The organism is Barnesiella sp. B2-R-119, assembly GCF_023656675.1.
Lineage (GTDB): Bacteria > Bacteroidota > Bacteroidia > Bacteroidales > Barnesiellaceae > Barnesiella > Barnesiella intestinihominis.
The window spans coordinates 211846-225875 of record NZ_JAMOKL010000003.1 but is presented as its reverse complement, the minus strand read 5'-3'; the positions used below and the strand labels follow the sequence as shown (position 1 = coordinate 225875).

At 42.6% G+C, this 14030-nt stretch carries 10 protein-coding genes and 2 tRNA genes; 9 read left to right on the top strand and 3 right to left on the bottom strand.

Annotation, left to right across the window (positions count from 1 at the left end; genetic code table 11):
• The first annotated feature begins 31 nt into the window (after positions 1–31).
• On the top strand, positions 32–1396 hold the full coding sequence (locus tag NBH06_RS07360; protein WP_250793558.1) for a T9SS type A sorting domain-containing protein: 1365 nt from the start codon (positions 32–34) through the stop codon (positions 1394–1396).
• A gap of 125 nt (positions 1397–1521) precedes the next feature.
• On the top strand, positions 1522–2724 hold the full coding sequence (locus NBH06_RS07355; RefSeq protein WP_250793556.1) for a glycoside hydrolase family 76 protein: 1203 nt from the start codon (positions 1522–1524) through the stop codon (positions 2722–2724).
• Positions 2725–2866: 142 nt separating this feature from the next.
• Here the strand turns inward: NBH06_RS07355 and NBH06_RS07350 are convergent, their stop codons facing one another.
• Positions 2867–4651 carry a T9SS type A sorting domain-containing protein gene (locus tag NBH06_RS07350; protein ID WP_250793555.1) on the bottom strand — a complete coding sequence of 595 codons (1785 nt, stop codon included), beginning with the start codon at positions 4649–4651 and terminating at the stop codon, positions 2867–2869.
• Positions 4652–4843: 192 nt separating this feature from the next.
• On the opposite strand from NBH06_RS07350, the gene NBH06_RS07345 reads away from it, so the two are divergent.
• Genes NBH06_RS07345 through NBH06_RS07335 form a run of 3 tightly spaced genes read left to right on the top strand, consistent with a single transcriptional unit; the run spans position 4844 to position 10476 of the window.
• A complete protein-coding gene (locus tag NBH06_RS07345; protein WP_250793553.1) occupies positions 4844–7624 on the top strand; it encodes a TonB-dependent receptor in 2781 nt (926 codons plus the stop codon).
• An 18-nt stretch (positions 7625–7642) separates the two neighbouring features.
• Complete coding sequence (locus NBH06_RS07340) at positions 7643–8932, top strand: DUF4876 domain-containing protein (RefSeq protein WP_046415030.1); 1290 nt, start codon at positions 7643–7645, stop codon at positions 8930–8932.
• A 14-nt stretch (positions 8933–8946) separates the two neighbouring features.
• The gene (locus tag NBH06_RS07335) at positions 8947–10476 is read left to right on the top strand and encodes a DUF6850 family outer membrane beta-barrel protein (protein WP_250793551.1); all 1530 of its coding nucleotides are present in this window, start codon (positions 8947–8949) and stop codon (positions 10474–10476) included.
• Positions 10477–10613: 137 nt separating this feature from the next.
• Here the strand turns inward: NBH06_RS07335 and NBH06_RS07330 are convergent.
• Positions 10614–10686, bottom strand: a tRNA-Phe gene (locus NBH06_RS07330).
• Positions 10687–10849: 163 nt separating this feature from the next.
• Between NBH06_RS07330 and NBH06_RS07325 the strand changes: the two genes are divergently transcribed.
• The 4 genes from NBH06_RS07325 to rpmA all read left to right on the top strand — a co-directional run bounded on the left by NBH06_RS07325 (position 10850) and on the right by rpmA (position 12940).
• Positions 10850–10923 (top strand) — tRNA-Pro (locus NBH06_RS07325).
• A 349-nt stretch (positions 10924–11272) separates the two neighbouring features.
• A complete protein-coding gene (locus tag NBH06_RS07320; protein ID WP_021891151.1) occupies positions 11273–12154 on the top strand; it encodes an AraC family transcriptional regulator in 882 nt (293 codons plus the stop codon).
• Between the two features lie 165 nt (positions 12155–12319).
• Positions 12320–12655, top strand: coding sequence for a 50S ribosomal protein L21 (rplU, locus tag NBH06_RS07315; protein WP_008862609.1), 336 nt, complete (start codon positions 12320–12322; stop codon positions 12653–12655).
• A 21-nt stretch (positions 12656–12676) separates the two neighbouring features.
• Positions 12677–12940, top strand: a complete 264-nt coding sequence (rpmA, locus tag NBH06_RS07310) for a 50S ribosomal protein L27 (RefSeq protein WP_008862608.1) — start codon at positions 12677–12679, stop codon at positions 12938–12940.
• Positions 12941–13766: 826 nt separating this feature from the next.
• Here rpmA and fdxA read toward each other — a convergent pair.
• Positions 13767–13934, bottom strand: coding sequence for a 4Fe-4S ferredoxin (gene fdxA, locus NBH06_RS07305; RefSeq protein WP_008862607.1), 168 nt, complete (start codon positions 13932–13934; stop codon positions 13767–13769).
• Positions 13935–14030: the final 96 nt, after the last annotated feature.

The following is a 14030-nucleotide window of genomic DNA, read 5'->3' as shown; positions in this document are numbered from 1 at the left end:
GATTCTTTTGTTAAACTTAATAATAAAAATTATGAAAAAGATTACATTTTTAATCGCGTGTTTGTTGGCCGTATTCGGTATGTCGGCTATCAATCATTATGACAATTTGTATGTTGTCGGAGATGCTTGTGCAGCAGGTTGGAGCCCTAAGGATGCTCTTGAAATGACGAAGGTCGGAGACGGCCAATTTACATGGACGGGAGAGTTATTGGATAAAACGGGAGACCGTCGATTCAAATTCTTGGTAGGAAGAGGCTGGGATCCTTGTCTTGCACCTAATCCCGATGTGCCCGATCACGAAATTGTCACTCCGGGTGTTCCCGCAAAGTTGTATGACAAAGGCGAACACGGAGGTTATGACACCTCTTTCCAAGTAGAAAAAACCGGGGTATACACGATTACGATCGACTTGGATGCAGAAACGATGACTTTGACAGAAAGTTCTTTGGACATTCTTGATGTCGAGAAATTCGGACAGGCCTATTTAGCTGGTAGCGCATTCTCCGAAAGAGTTGCTATGACGAAAGAATCGGACGGTGTCTATACATGGAAAGGAAAACTTGAAGTCGAAGATCCCGTGACCGGTTTTTATATCGTAAGCAACGACAATAGCCAATCCTTGAATCCGGCGAATGCATCTGAAGTCAAATCTGGTTCTTATGCACCGGTTTTCAGTGCCGATGGAGTCGCCACTGCGGAATACCAAATTGCTTCTACGGCCACTTATACGATTACGATCGATTTGAATACCGTGAAAATGGAGGTTACAAAAATCGACTATGATCATTTATATCTGATCGGTAGTGCCATGAAAGGAGAACCGGGAGCTTGGAAAACCGAGGACGGAATTGAAATGACAAGAGTAAGCGAAGGCGTGTTTACATGGAATGGATTTTTGTATGCTAAGAACTCCGAAGGAGGTGATACGGAATTCAAATTTATCAATCAACTCATTGCCGGAAATTGGGAAAACTGTTTTGTATTCGATCAAACAAAAGAGGGAAATCAACTCATTACGTTAGGTGAAACGTATACGATTTCCTATTTTACTGCCGGTAACCATGACAATAAGTTTACCGTTCCCTCCGATGGCTATTACAAGTTGACGGTCGATCTCAATGCGTTGACTCTGTTGGTAGAACAAGGCGATCCCACTGCCATTGAGGAAGTTTCGGCAGCTGTTAAGCCCGTTGTGACAGTCAGTGGGTCGACTATTCAGGTTTTGACCAATGGCGCTGTTGTCGATGACGTTATGGTGTTCGATTTGTTGGGCAATTGTGTCGCTTCGACAGCGATGGTTTCCGATTGTTCTTTCGATATGGCTCATGGCGGCGTGTACATTGTTCGGGTAAATTGCGGTAACGCTGTGTATTCCAATAAAGTAATAGTTAAATAATATCTTTCTGTTTTTCACCGGGTCGGGGGGGTGTCCTCTGCTCGGTGATTTTTTTTGCTCGTTTTTATATCGATGGAAAAAGCCGGGAAACAGAAATTTCCCCGAAAGGAAAATTGTAAAATCGTATGAAGAAATTATTCTCAATTATGCTTGGTCGTTGCTTTGCGCTCGCTTTTCTTTTGTTCTTTTCAGGAAAAAGTTTTGCAGGGAACGATAACTATACTCGTGCGGCCGATACGTTCAAGGCCATTGAAAAACTTTATGGAGTTGAAGATGTCCCTTTATTCAGGGAGACTTATCCCTTTGACAACCATTTGAAAGTCTCCTATCTTTCTAATCAAGAACAGGCCGAGCAACAGAAACTATATTCCTATCTGTGGCCTTTTTCGGGGAGCCTGTCGGCCGTTACGGCTCTTCTGGAAGTAAAACCGAAGTCCGATTTCCGAAAGGTATTGACTAAAACGGTTCGTCCCGGGCTGGAAATGTATCTCGACACGCAGAGAACTCCGACAGCGTATGCTTCGTATATAAACACGGCTCCGGTTTCCGATAGATTCTATGACGATAATATTTGGATAGGGCTCGATTTTACCGACTTGTATTTATTGACCGGGAAAAAAGAATATCTCTCGCAAGCCAAGATGGTTTGGCGGTTTATAGAAAGTGGAACCGATGATAAATTGGGATATGGCATATATTGGTGCGAGCAGAAAAAGAACGGGAAAAATACCTGTTCCAATGCTCCGGGGTCGGTGTATGCTTCGAAACTCTTTTTAGCGACCGGCGATAGTTCCTACTTACAAGCAGGAATTCGATTGTATGAGTGGACGAAAGAAAATCTGCAAGATCCCGCAGACGGTTTATATTTCGATAATAAGAGTTTGAACGGAGAAATCGGTAGGGCGAAGTTTGCTTATAACAGTGGACAAATGATGCAATCGGCAGCGCTTTTGTATCGAATTACAGGTGAAAAAAAATATTTGCAGGAGGCCCAACGGCTGGCTGCTGCCTGTTACAATCGTTTTTTTAGCCACGATTCGCAGTCGGATCGTAAATATAAAGTACTGAATCGGGGTGATGTTTGGTTTACCGCTATTATGTTTAGGGGATTCGTTGAGCTGTATGGTATAGATCATAATAGTTTGTATATCGATGCTTTTAGGGAAAATCTGGATTTCGCTTGGACGGAAATGCGTGAGAAAAACGGATTGTTTAACGATGATTGGAGCGGAAAAACGAAAAACGATTCGAAGTGGCTGTTGACACAGTTCGCTATGGTAGAAATGTATGCACGGTTAGCCGCAATCGATAAAGAGAATAATCGATAAGTTATTAGATAGGTAGGATATGCGATCCCAATCCCGGGCAGAGGTTTCCTCTGTTCGGGATTTTTGGTTTGTTCGATTGATGCAAAAAGAACGGTGGCATGCGCCACCGTTCTATAAATATAAACATTTCATAAACCATGATTTAGTAAACCATGACTTTTTGCTTATTGGCGATATATATACCTTTGGGAAGTTCTATTGTTTCGTTGCCGGTTACTTTTATTTGTTTAACCAGTGCGCCGGTGATGTTGTAGATATACACATCGATAGGTTCTTCGGTATTGACGACTACTCCTCCTTGCACTCCGTATATTCGTGTATCGTTTCCGGCTAAATTTGGAGTTTCTATCCCTGTGGCTATATCGTCGAGTTTCCAGCTCGATATGAACATTCCCCAACCTGTGGGTGCAGGTAAGGTAAATTCGGAATTATAGAAATTGACGGCTTTATTACCTCTTGAAAAGGAGTAGAAATTTGTACCGTCTGCCAAACAGCTCCAAGCTGTACCCATACCGGTTTCGGTTATGAGGGCTATCTTTTCTGTTTTTTCCCAACTGGATTCATCTATCGTGGTTAGGCAAATACCTTTATTGGGGGTTGCCCAGCTATACCCGTAGGCATAGAGATTGTTTTCTTTTCCTTTGGCTACTCCGAAATAACCACCGATACCTTGTTCGTCGGCAGAGACACCTCCTAACCATTCTCCGTTTGAAGCATCGCATTTGATTACAAACCCATTGAGCGGAGTAGATTTAGAGGCTATTCGGGCTTCCTCTTCTCCATAAGGGGCGAACCCTCCTTTCATCATTCCCGAAAGGTAAAGACTTCCGTTTATATAGTCCATGTTCTTGGTCTGGGTAGTGTGCTTGCTGTCGCTGGCTCCGAATGCTGTTATTAATTTTGCCCATTTCACGTCTAAGTTGGTATCGATTTCCCCGATGAGAATGTCGTCGAACGACGAAGGCACGAGGTTGATCGAGCCTAAATTGATCGAGCCTTCGTTACTGTTTTTTACAGTTCCGTAGAAATAGAGTTTACCGTTGTCGTAGATGAGATGGGTTATTTGTTCTCTTTCGATTGTGCCGGAGACTGTGGTTGTAAAGTGGCCCAAATAATTCCCTTTGTCGTCGAGTTTTACGATAAACAAGTCTCCTACTGTCTTTTGAGAATCACCGTTCCAGTTTACGGTGTTGTGAGGGATTAGTTGTACAGGCGAATTTTCTGCCGTGTAAAAAGTCATGGTTTTACGATAATTCCCGGCTAAATAGATGTTCCCGTTCTCGTCGGTAGCGGTAGCATAAGGGTAAATGCCGTCTGGTGTACCTTCTGTGTAATAAGTAGCGGCGGCTTCGGGGCTGTTGTCTATTTCGATGTATTTGTTCCATTCGATAACTCCTTCCGAGCTGACTTTTAGTAGAACCGCATAGTATGTACGGTAACCGGTATTCCAGTTTTGTATGGTCACGGTGTTGTTTTTGGCATCCTTGAATGCTGGGGTTTTATCGGTCATACCGGATGCATATCTCATTTTTAATGCTAAGACAGCACCTCCGTCAGAAGTGGCGGCAATGGAACTCGAAGAGATGCTTACATCGCCGGAGAAGCTATATAGGCTCCATATTTTAGACCCGTCCGAATCTAATTTGAGAAGAACGATATTACAATTGTCGGAGTTTGCCTGAGTAGCACAGCCGTAGCCGACAATGTCATCTCCATAGTAAACAGGATCGTTGTCTTTCTTCGACCCGAATTGTGCGAGCGCCAGAATTTTTCCGTCGCTGCTCTTTATCAAACTGTGAGCATTGTCACCTCCGTTCCCGGGATTTCCATCTAAGGATTTCGCCCATTGAAATACAGGACCCTCTGCCTGTATCGATCCTAAAATTCCTCCGATAAAGAGGAGTGTAGAAAGTAAGAATTTTTTCATAACAAATTTTTTTTAATTCGACACCGCAAAGTTATTTTCTGCATAATTGGGCTACAATAATAATATATAGGTATTTTTTAGACATAGAATAGCCATTTTTGGTGAGGGTGCGAGATTTATGCATTTTGTATTTTTGTCCACAAAAATTAAGACATGCGACTTCGATTATTTTTCATTATATTAATAAGTTATGTGGGAATAGAGACTATGTACTCTGTGAATGTATCGCAAGTAGCTACGGTTTCTTTCGAGGGGGTAATTTCGGATATAGGTTCGAAAGACCCGTTATCGTTTGCAACGATACAATTACTGCATGGAGATGAGGTCCATTCGGTATTGTCCAAAGATAATGGAGTATTTTCTTTTCCCTCTGTGCATCCGGGCGACTATATACTGCGTATTACTTATGTGGGATACGATCGTTATGAAAAACGGGTTACACTGAAACGGGATACGAAGCTGACCGTAAAAATGGCCCCTTCGGGAAATTCGTTGAACGAAATTGTCGTGACGGCGCGGGAGTCGCAGGGGCTGGTAAGCTCGTCGAAGATAAATCGCGAAATGATGACCCATTTGCAGCCTACCAGTTTTAGCGATTTATTGGAGCTGCTTCCGGGAAATATATCCAAGACCCCTTCGATGGGACAGGTCAATTCCATACAGTTGAGAGAAACGGGAACGCTGAATTCATCGGGAGAACAATATTCCAATCCCGATTATGCCATTACATCGTTGGGAACTCTTTTTTTAGTAGATGGAGCTCCTCTTAACGGCGATGCGAATCTGCAATATATTCCCGGGGGAACTTCTTCGGACGGGACCTCGCCGGAATCGCTCAGAAATATGACGAACAAAGGGGTAGATATGCGCACGCTGACAACAGACGATATAGAAAGTGTCGAGATTGTGCGGGGTATACCTTCGGCCGAATACGGAAATCTTACCAGTGGTATGGTAAATATAAAGAGAGTGAGAAAGGCGACACCCCTTACAGCTCGTTTTAAAGCCGATGAATATAGCAAATTGTTTTCGGTGGGGAAAGGTTTTACAGTTCCCAACCATGATTTCACATTGAATGTCGATGGCGGTTTTTTGGACTCGAAAGTAGATCCCCGGAATAATCTTGAAAATTATAAGCGAGTGAATTTTTCTGTTCGCATTTCGAAGTTATGGAAGAGGGATAAGTGGGAGATGACATGGACACCGAGTGCGGATTATACGGGATCTTTCGATAACGTGAAGACAGATCCCGATTTGAGCTATCAAAAAATAGACAAATATAAATCGTCGTATAACAGAGCTTCTTTGACAAATAATTTCAAATGGACGTTTCCTCGGTTAAAATGGATAAAAACGGTAAATCTCGATGCGTCGGTGAGCGCTCAGTCCGATCAGTTGAAAAGGACGAAGCTTATTAGTCCTCAGCGAGCGACGGTTGCACCTACCGGTAAGGAGCCCGGGGTTCATGACGGTACTTATCTTTTTTCGGAGTATGTGGCAGATTATTTATGCGATGGGAAACCGGTGAATGCTTTTCTGAAAGCCAAAGGGGAGTTCGGCTGGGAAGGCGCAAAATATCGGTTGAACGCCAAAGCCGGTGGAGAATGGAATTATTCCAAAAATTTCGGGAAGGGGCAAGTTTATGATTTATCCCACCCTATTTCGACGAGCTGGGGGGCTCGCCCTCGGGCTTATAGCGATATTCCGGCCTTGCAGAATCTGTCGTTCTTCTTGGAAGGAAATACATTGTTCTTGCTGGGGAAGAATAAATTGGAACTGCAAGTAGGAGCTCGTTCTGTGACACAGATAGGAATGAGCGAGCGATATTTGTTACAAGGAAAGCCTTATATAGATCCTCGTGCGAATGCACAATGGAGCTTCCCTGCGATTCCTGTCGCTGGGAAAGACTTGCACATTTCGATTTCGGGAGGTTATGGTGTGACGACCAAGATGCCTACGCTCGACTATCTTTATCCCGATTTGTGGTATAACGATATAGTGCAACTCAATTATTACGATGTGAATAAACCGCTCGAATATAGTCGGGTAAATATAATTACTTATATCGAAGATATAACCAATTATGATTTGAAACCGGCTCGTAATCATAAGTGGGAAGTACGAGGCGATATTTCATTTGAGGGAAACCGGTTGTCGGTAACTTATTTTCATGAAAATCTTACATCGGGATTTCGGACTTCCTCTTTTTATGCTCCGTTCAGTTATCGGAAGTATGACCATTCGGCAGTCGATGCCTCTGGGTTACAAGGGCCTCCTGCTTTGGAAGACATTCCTTATACCGATATGAAGGCGTTGAACGGTTATAGACAGTCGGCCAACGGGAGCCGCATCGATAAACAGGGTATCGAGTTTCAATTTACTTCACAACGTATATCGGCACTGAGGACTGCCGTCGTTATAAACGGAGCTTGGTTCCGTTCGGTATATACGAATAGTCGTCCTATGTTCGAGACTGTGGCCGATGTAGTGGACAACCGTCCGGTTTCGGAAGAATACGTGGGTTTGTACGATTGGAACGACGGTCGAGTAAACGAACAGTTTAATACTAATTTTCAGTTAGATACTCAAATACCCGAATGGGGGTTGATTTTTTCCACATCGGTACAGTGCATGTGGTTTGTTTCGACTCGGGTAATGTGGAAAAATGGAGTCCCGGTGAGCTATATGGCAGCAAGCGACGGAAAGTTATATCCCTATACCGAGGAGTCGGCTGCCGATCCTAAATTGCAGTTTCTTATAAAGACATATAACGGCGATTTGTATAAAAAACAGACAATACCCACGGCCGTTTATGTAAACCTGAAAGCGACCAAAACGATAGGCAAATGGTTGAGATTGTCATTGTTCGCTAATCGTATTCTAGATTATCTTCCTTCATATAAGATGAATGGTCTGCTCATACGGCGCAATGTGGATCCTTATTTCGGTATGGAACTTAATTTTACGTTATGATCGATAAAATTTTTGATTATGAAATATATGAATAGAATTACACTCTGTGTTTCCTTATGCATGTTGGCTTTGTTTTGCAGTTGTGACGAGGAACGGGATATACGTTGGACGACTGTCGAAATCGATGTCCGGTATCCGTCGGATTTGTCGGGGATTTCTGTGGAAAGTGAAACCTTTGAATTTCGAAATATTACGTCGGGTATGGTTACCAGTTTTACGACCCGTAAAGGAATTACATTGCCCGAGGGATTATACGATTGTTCTTATGAAGCTGCGATAACTTATCAGACTGCCGATAGCACAATTCATACTTCGTTATCCGGGTATGCTAGGTCATTGGAGCTTATGGGAGCACAAGGAAGTGTTTCTATCGGTAGTTATCAGGTAGAGAATAAAGACGACTTCATTATAGAGGAAATATTTTTTACCGGGACATTGCAGTCTTCTGGAAAACAATACTATGGAGATGGTTATGTGAAAATCTATAACAATACCGATCACATGCTATATGCCGATGGGGTCGCTTTGATGGAGTCGAAATTTGTTACGACTCAAAAATTCGATTATACCCCCGATATTATGAGCACTCACATGACTGTACAGGCTGTGTATGTAATCCCCGGTAGCGGGACAGACCATCCGGTCGCTCCCGGAGAGTCGTTTATCCTTTGCGATACGGGTATAGACCATCGTATCGCGAATCCCAATTCATTTGATTTGAGTCGGGCGGATTATGAGTGGTATGACGAATCCTCGGTTCCTGCTCATTTGGATATAGACAGTCCGACCGTTCCTAATCTCGATAAGTGGTATTGTTACACGAAAAGTTTTTGGGTTCTCCACAATCGGGGATTCAGGGGATTTGCCATAGCGAGAATTCCCATTGAAAAAGAAAAATTCTTGACCGAAAATTTATATACCTATTCCTATGTTATGGTTTTACCGGCCGGGACTTTCCCGATGGAGCAAACCGCCTATAAAGTACCGAACGAATGGATTATCGATGCAGTGAATACCAGTGTACAATCGGAGTATGTGTGGAATGTCACGGCCCCTTCGTTGGACCGGGGGTGGACACATTGTGGTACGATAGACCACGATAAGACTCGCTATTTCAAAAGTGTGCGTCGAAAAATGCTTTATCTCACCCGTGACGGTCGTCGGGTATTGAAGGATACCAACGATTCGTCTGCCGATTTCAATACCGAGTGTGTGCCCTCTTTGATAGAGCAACAGCATACGGCGATAGATGCAAATGGTACGAAGGCCGAAACAGAAACCTATGACGGAGTAGAGGTCAAGAGTTGATAGATTAGAGGGATATGAAAAAGTTGTGTGTCTTTTGCGTATTATGCTTGGTGTGTCTCTGTGAGTTACGAGCCGGAGATACGGTTCGGGTTTCTATATGGGATCGGTTGTGGGAACATCGATCGGTAGTTGTATCTTTTGTCGAATTGTCGTATCGTAATCCTGCGGTACGCTATGACAGGTATTCTTCGTCTCTTACGCGGGCAACCGTCGGTGGACAATATACTTCGGAGAGCGAGCCTGTGTTGTTACAATCGGGAGACGGTGAAAAGTCGATAGGCTTTCAAGCCGATTCGTACATACGAAAAAAGAATTATTGTTTGTGGGGAAATGCGTTGTATAGAAATGGACGTGTGAAAAATTTGAAGTGGAACGAGACCTCCGATTGGGAGCTGTTGTATCCCTATTTGTTGGCCGATTCGGTGGGCGGAGACTTGTCGAAAGAGATTTATAGCTTTACAGGGGGATATGCCGCTCGTTATGAATCGATAACATGGGGCGGTAATTTTTCATACGAGGCCTCCGTCGCTTATAGAGGAATAGATCCGAGACCTAAAAACACCACGTCGGATTTGTCGCTTTCCTTAGGTTTGTCGATACCGGTATCTCCTTCCTATTTGTTCGATATTTCGGTCTCAGGACGAAAGTACAAGCAAACCAACGGAATTAAATTTTATAGTGAGCTGGGTGTTTCGAAAGTCTATCATCTCACCGGGTTGGGAATGCATTATAACCGATTTGCCGGAAATAATTATTCCACGTATTATAACGGATACGAATGGGGAGGAAGTTTGGGTGTGCACACTTCGCGTTCGATCGGTTTCGTGGGGAATGTGGCGTATCGTTATTTCTCGTGTGAAAAGATTATATCTTCCTTGAACGAATTGCCTATGGCTCGGATTGGGCGGCATACTTTCGCCGGAGAGTGGTTGTATCGGAAAAGTTTGTCGGGTATTGAGAGCTGGGGTATAAAATTGACTGGGAATTATGAATTGAAATTGGGGACCGAAAATATTTTCGGTGATGCGGCGAACCAGATTTATCCGAAAATTGGAGAAGCCGAACAGTATAGTAGTCATGCATACAGACTCTCCCTTTCGGGATTCTATGAAGCGGTTCGTAGAAAAGGGTGGAATTATTCTGTACAGCCACGAGTAAATTATGGGCGAGTAAAAGCTGAGTATGTCTATCCGTTGCGGGAAATGAGTGTGAGAGAAGTTACGCCAGAGGTAGCGCTGTCTGTTTCCCGCATGTCGAAAGATTGGTTTTTACGACTGGAAATAGGTGGAAATTATGCTATGACTTTTGATAGTCGGTTATTTCATACTCCTTCCTCGATTGACGATGCCGCCCTTCTATCCGCATGGTGTTATAATTACAAGAATCTTTCTTCCGATTACGTCGGTTATTATGCCGTTTTTACCTGCTCTCGACAAGTAGGAAAGAAGTATCTGTTGCAACTTGATTTGAAAGGGGGACAATACCGTTATAACACGGATATCGTAGCGACTGACGTTTGTGCCGGATTATCGTTTTTATTTTGAGAAGAGGGAAGCATTATATTCATTCTCGGCGAGATGTCTTCACTTGCTCCTCTATATTTTGTATGTCGCCGAGTGTATCGGTCATGAGTAATGTCCGAATACAAAAAAAAGACTCGTCTTTACGAGTCCTTTTTTTGTGGTGCCAACGGGAATCGAACCAGTGACACAAGGATTTTCAGTCCTTTGCTCTACCAACTGAGCTATGGCACCATCATTTTTGCGTGTGCAAAGATAGAATTATTTTTGATTATCTTCCTAATTTTTTACCGTAAAAATGAAAAAAGAAGATATTTCTATTTTAAATATAGATTTTTGAAAGATTCGTTTTACTTTTCCCAAACTTTGTGTATCTTTGTCCCCGCAAAACTAAGTGCGGGGTGTAGCACAGTTGGTTAGCGCGCCACGTTCGGGACGTGGAGGTCGGACGTTCGAGTCGTCTCACCCCGACTGATTTTAACCCAACTTATTGTAGTTCAATAAGTTGGGTTTGATCGTTTAAATGCGACCGGGAGAAATACGGGAGATTATTGACTTAGTCGATAATTAAAGGGTATATCGGTTCAATAGGTCCTCAGAGTGGATTATAGACAAGAGACTCATCTCTAAAATTCAAGTCTATCCCCACTAATTTTCTACTGAATCAGCTTATTGGGTCAAGAGAGTTTTTTGCATTTGGGTTTTTAATCAATTCCGAATGGGTGTTAATTCTTTGGAGGTGAGGTATAAAAATTGTACTTATAATTTTGAATGCTGAACGGAATATGTATCTTTATACCCTCATTTATATGGTTATAGCATGAATAAGCATATCATTACAGAAATATCTCCATTGTCGGAAAAAGATTGCTTGTTTATTGTGGAACGATACAAAACGGAGTTTACGTATCCTTTGCACAATCATAAGGAATACGAGCTGAATTTCGTCGAGAATGGAGCAGGAGTAAGGCGGATTGTCGGAGATTCGGTAGAAGAGATCGGCGATTATGATTTGGTCTTGCTTTGCGGGGATAATTTGGAGCATGTATGGGAACAAGGAAACTGTCAATCCAAGCAGATTCGGGAAATTACTATACAGTTTTCTCCGGATTTATTTTCCAATAATTTTATTGACAAGAAGCAATTCACGTCTATCCGTAAAATGCTCGATAGGGCGCAAAAGGGATTGTCGTTCCCTCTGCATGCGGTGATGAAAGTCTATTCGACAATAGATTCTTTGTTAAAAGGAGAACCGGGATTTTATCAGTTCGTAAAATTTTTGACAATCCTGTATGAATTGTCGATTTGTGATGATGCCCGCACGTTGTCGAGCAGTTCTTTCGCGAGATCCAAGACTGCGTCGGATAGTCGTCGGGTACAAAAAGTGGAGGAGTATATCAATTTACATTATACGGAAGAAATCAGATTGTCGCAATTAGCGGAGCTTACCGATATGACGCCGGTCTCTTTCAGCCGATTTTTCAAATTAAGAACAGGAAAAAGTCTGTCGGATTATATTATCGATATACGTTTGGGACATGCGACAAGACAGTTGGTCGATTCGACGAAAACGGTTGCCGAAATATGCTATGAATGCGGATTTAATAATCTGTCGAATTTCAATCGCATATTTAAGAAGAAAAAAGGGTGCTCGCCCAAAGAGTTCCGAGAAATATATTACAAGAAAAAGATTTTTGTTTAGGAATTGATTGTGGAGGTATAGATTTTCTTTTTCAGAGAAAATCGGCGGAATGTTTGTGCGGAATGATTTTTTGTAGTACTTTTGTGGGCTGATTCTGATATGGGCTCAAAAAGAGGTGTCTCGGTTGACCCCGCCCGGCAGAGAGAACGTAAAAATAAAAATACAATGTACGTTATTGTTGAGATTCAAGGACAACAATTCAAGGTAGAAAATGGAAAGAAATTGTTTGTCCACTATCTGGGAGCAGAGCATGGAGCTGTTCTCGAATTTGACAAAGTATTGCTCGTCGATAAAGACGGAGCTGTAACTGTGGGCACTCCCACCGTGGAAGGTGCGAAAGTCGTGTGTGAGGTCGTTTCGAACGACGGTTTCGGTAAAAAAGGCCTCGTGAAAGGTGAAAGAATTCTTGTTTTCAAGAAGAAAAGAAGAAAAGGTTACCGTAGATTGAACGGTCACCGTCAATATTTCACCGAAGTGTTAGTTAAAGAAATTGTTGCTTAACCCTATTAAACTTCTAAGAAAATGGCACATAAGAAAGGTGTTGGTAGTTCGAAGAACGGTCGTGAATCGGAAAGCAAACGATTGGGTATCAAAATATTCGGTGGACAATATGCTAAGGCCGGTAATATTTTGGTTCGTCAGAGAGGTACTGTTCATCATCCCGGAGAAAACGTGGGTATTGGAAAAGACCATACGTTGTTCGCATTGGTAAACGGTACGGTAGTGTTCCGTAAATGTAAAGAAAACCGTTCGTATGTATCGGTGAAACCGGCGGATAATAACTGATAAGAGTTATAACTATTTATAGAAAGCGTGACTTCTCGGATATGAGTTGTCACGTTTTTTATTTTCTGTTTTGTGAATTGGAGTTTCGTGATAATAAAAAAATAAGCTCAATAGGTAATCAGTGGAGAGCGTCCTTGTATATTCCAGCCCCTCTCCTCAGAAACTGATGTTTCTCGGTATCTTCCCTTTATTGCACTGCAATGCAAGGAGGAGGACAAACACAATCCACTTATTCGCTAAAAAATGCGTTAGAAGGATATTAAACCTCCTCCCTTGTCGTCTCTCGTGTCCTTACGGTGTGTTTAAAACTCCTCCCCTGTGTTTTGCAACGCAAGATATAGGGGAGGTGTCACGTGAGTGACGGAGAGGTTGAGTTTTGTCAAAAGTCGATTCAGCTGCTTTTTAACTCTTCTCCTCAGAAACTGTTGTTTCTTCGGTGTCTCCCCTATTGCACTGCAACACAATGGAGGAGGACAAACACAATCCATTTATTCGCTAAAAAATGCGTTAGAGGGGTATTAAACCTCCTCCCTTGTCGTCTCTTGTGCCCTTACTGTTCGGAGCTATTTTAAAACTCCTCCCCTGTGTTTTGCGACGCAAAATATAGGGGAGGTGTCACGAAGTGACGGAGGGGTTAAGTCCTACAATCGAAAACTCCTATGTTGTCTTTCCCAACTCCTTTCCGAAGAAGATTTGGAATAAGGCTGTCGGCAAGAGATTCATCTCTAAAATTCAAGTCTACCCCCTACGAATTTTCTACTGAATCAAAAAAGGCTACTTGGTTTTATACCAAGTAGCCTTTTCTTTAATTTTTTTACCGGTGTGCTTATGCTTCGTGGATAGCGTCGTTAGGACAAACCTCAGCGCAAGTACCGCAGCTCAAACATTTGTCTGCATCGATTTTGTAGATATCACCTTCCGAAATCGCTTCTACCGGACACTCGCTAATGCAAGAACCGCAAGCCACACAGTTGTCATTAATTACGTAAGCCATTGTTTTTAGTTTTTAGTTTGAAATAATTAGATCTAATTGCGACACAAAAGTAGCATTTTTATCTCTATTGCAAAAGAAAAGGAGTAGGAATTTGTG

Bases quoted from the DNA above. Each gene is read 5' to 3' on its own strand.
- NBH06_RS07360 (WP_250793558.1), top strand. From the start codon at position 32: ATGAAAAAGATTACATTTTTAATCGCGTGTTTGTTGGCCGTATTCGGT.
- NBH06_RS07355 (WP_250793556.1), top strand. From the start codon at position 1,522: ATGAAGAAATTATTCTCAATTATGCTTGGTCGTTGCTTTGCGCTCGCT.
- NBH06_RS07350 (WP_250793555.1), bottom strand. From the start codon at position 4,651: ATGAAAAAATTCTTACTTTCTACACTCCTCTTTATCGGAGGAATTTTA.
- NBH06_RS07340 (WP_046415030.1), top strand. From the start codon at position 7,643: ATGAAATATATGAATAGAATTACACTCTGTGTTTCCTTATGCATGTTG.
- NBH06_RS07335 (WP_250793551.1), top strand. From the start codon at position 8,947: ATGAAAAAGTTGTGTGTCTTTTGCGTATTATGCTTGGTGTGTCTCTGT.
- NBH06_RS07320 (WP_021891151.1), top strand. From the start codon at position 11,273: ATGAATAAGCATATCATTACAGAAATATCTCCATTGTCGGAAAAAGAT.
- rplU (WP_008862609.1), top strand. From the start codon at position 12,320: ATGTACGTTATTGTTGAGATTCAAGGACAACAATTCAAGGTAGAAAAT.
- rpmA (WP_008862608.1), top strand. From the start codon at position 12,677: ATGGCACATAAGAAAGGTGTTGGTAGTTCGAAGAACGGTCGTGAATCG.
- fdxA (WP_008862607.1), bottom strand. From the start codon at position 13,934: ATGGCTTACGTAATTAATGACAACTGTGTGGCTTGCGGTTCTTGCATT.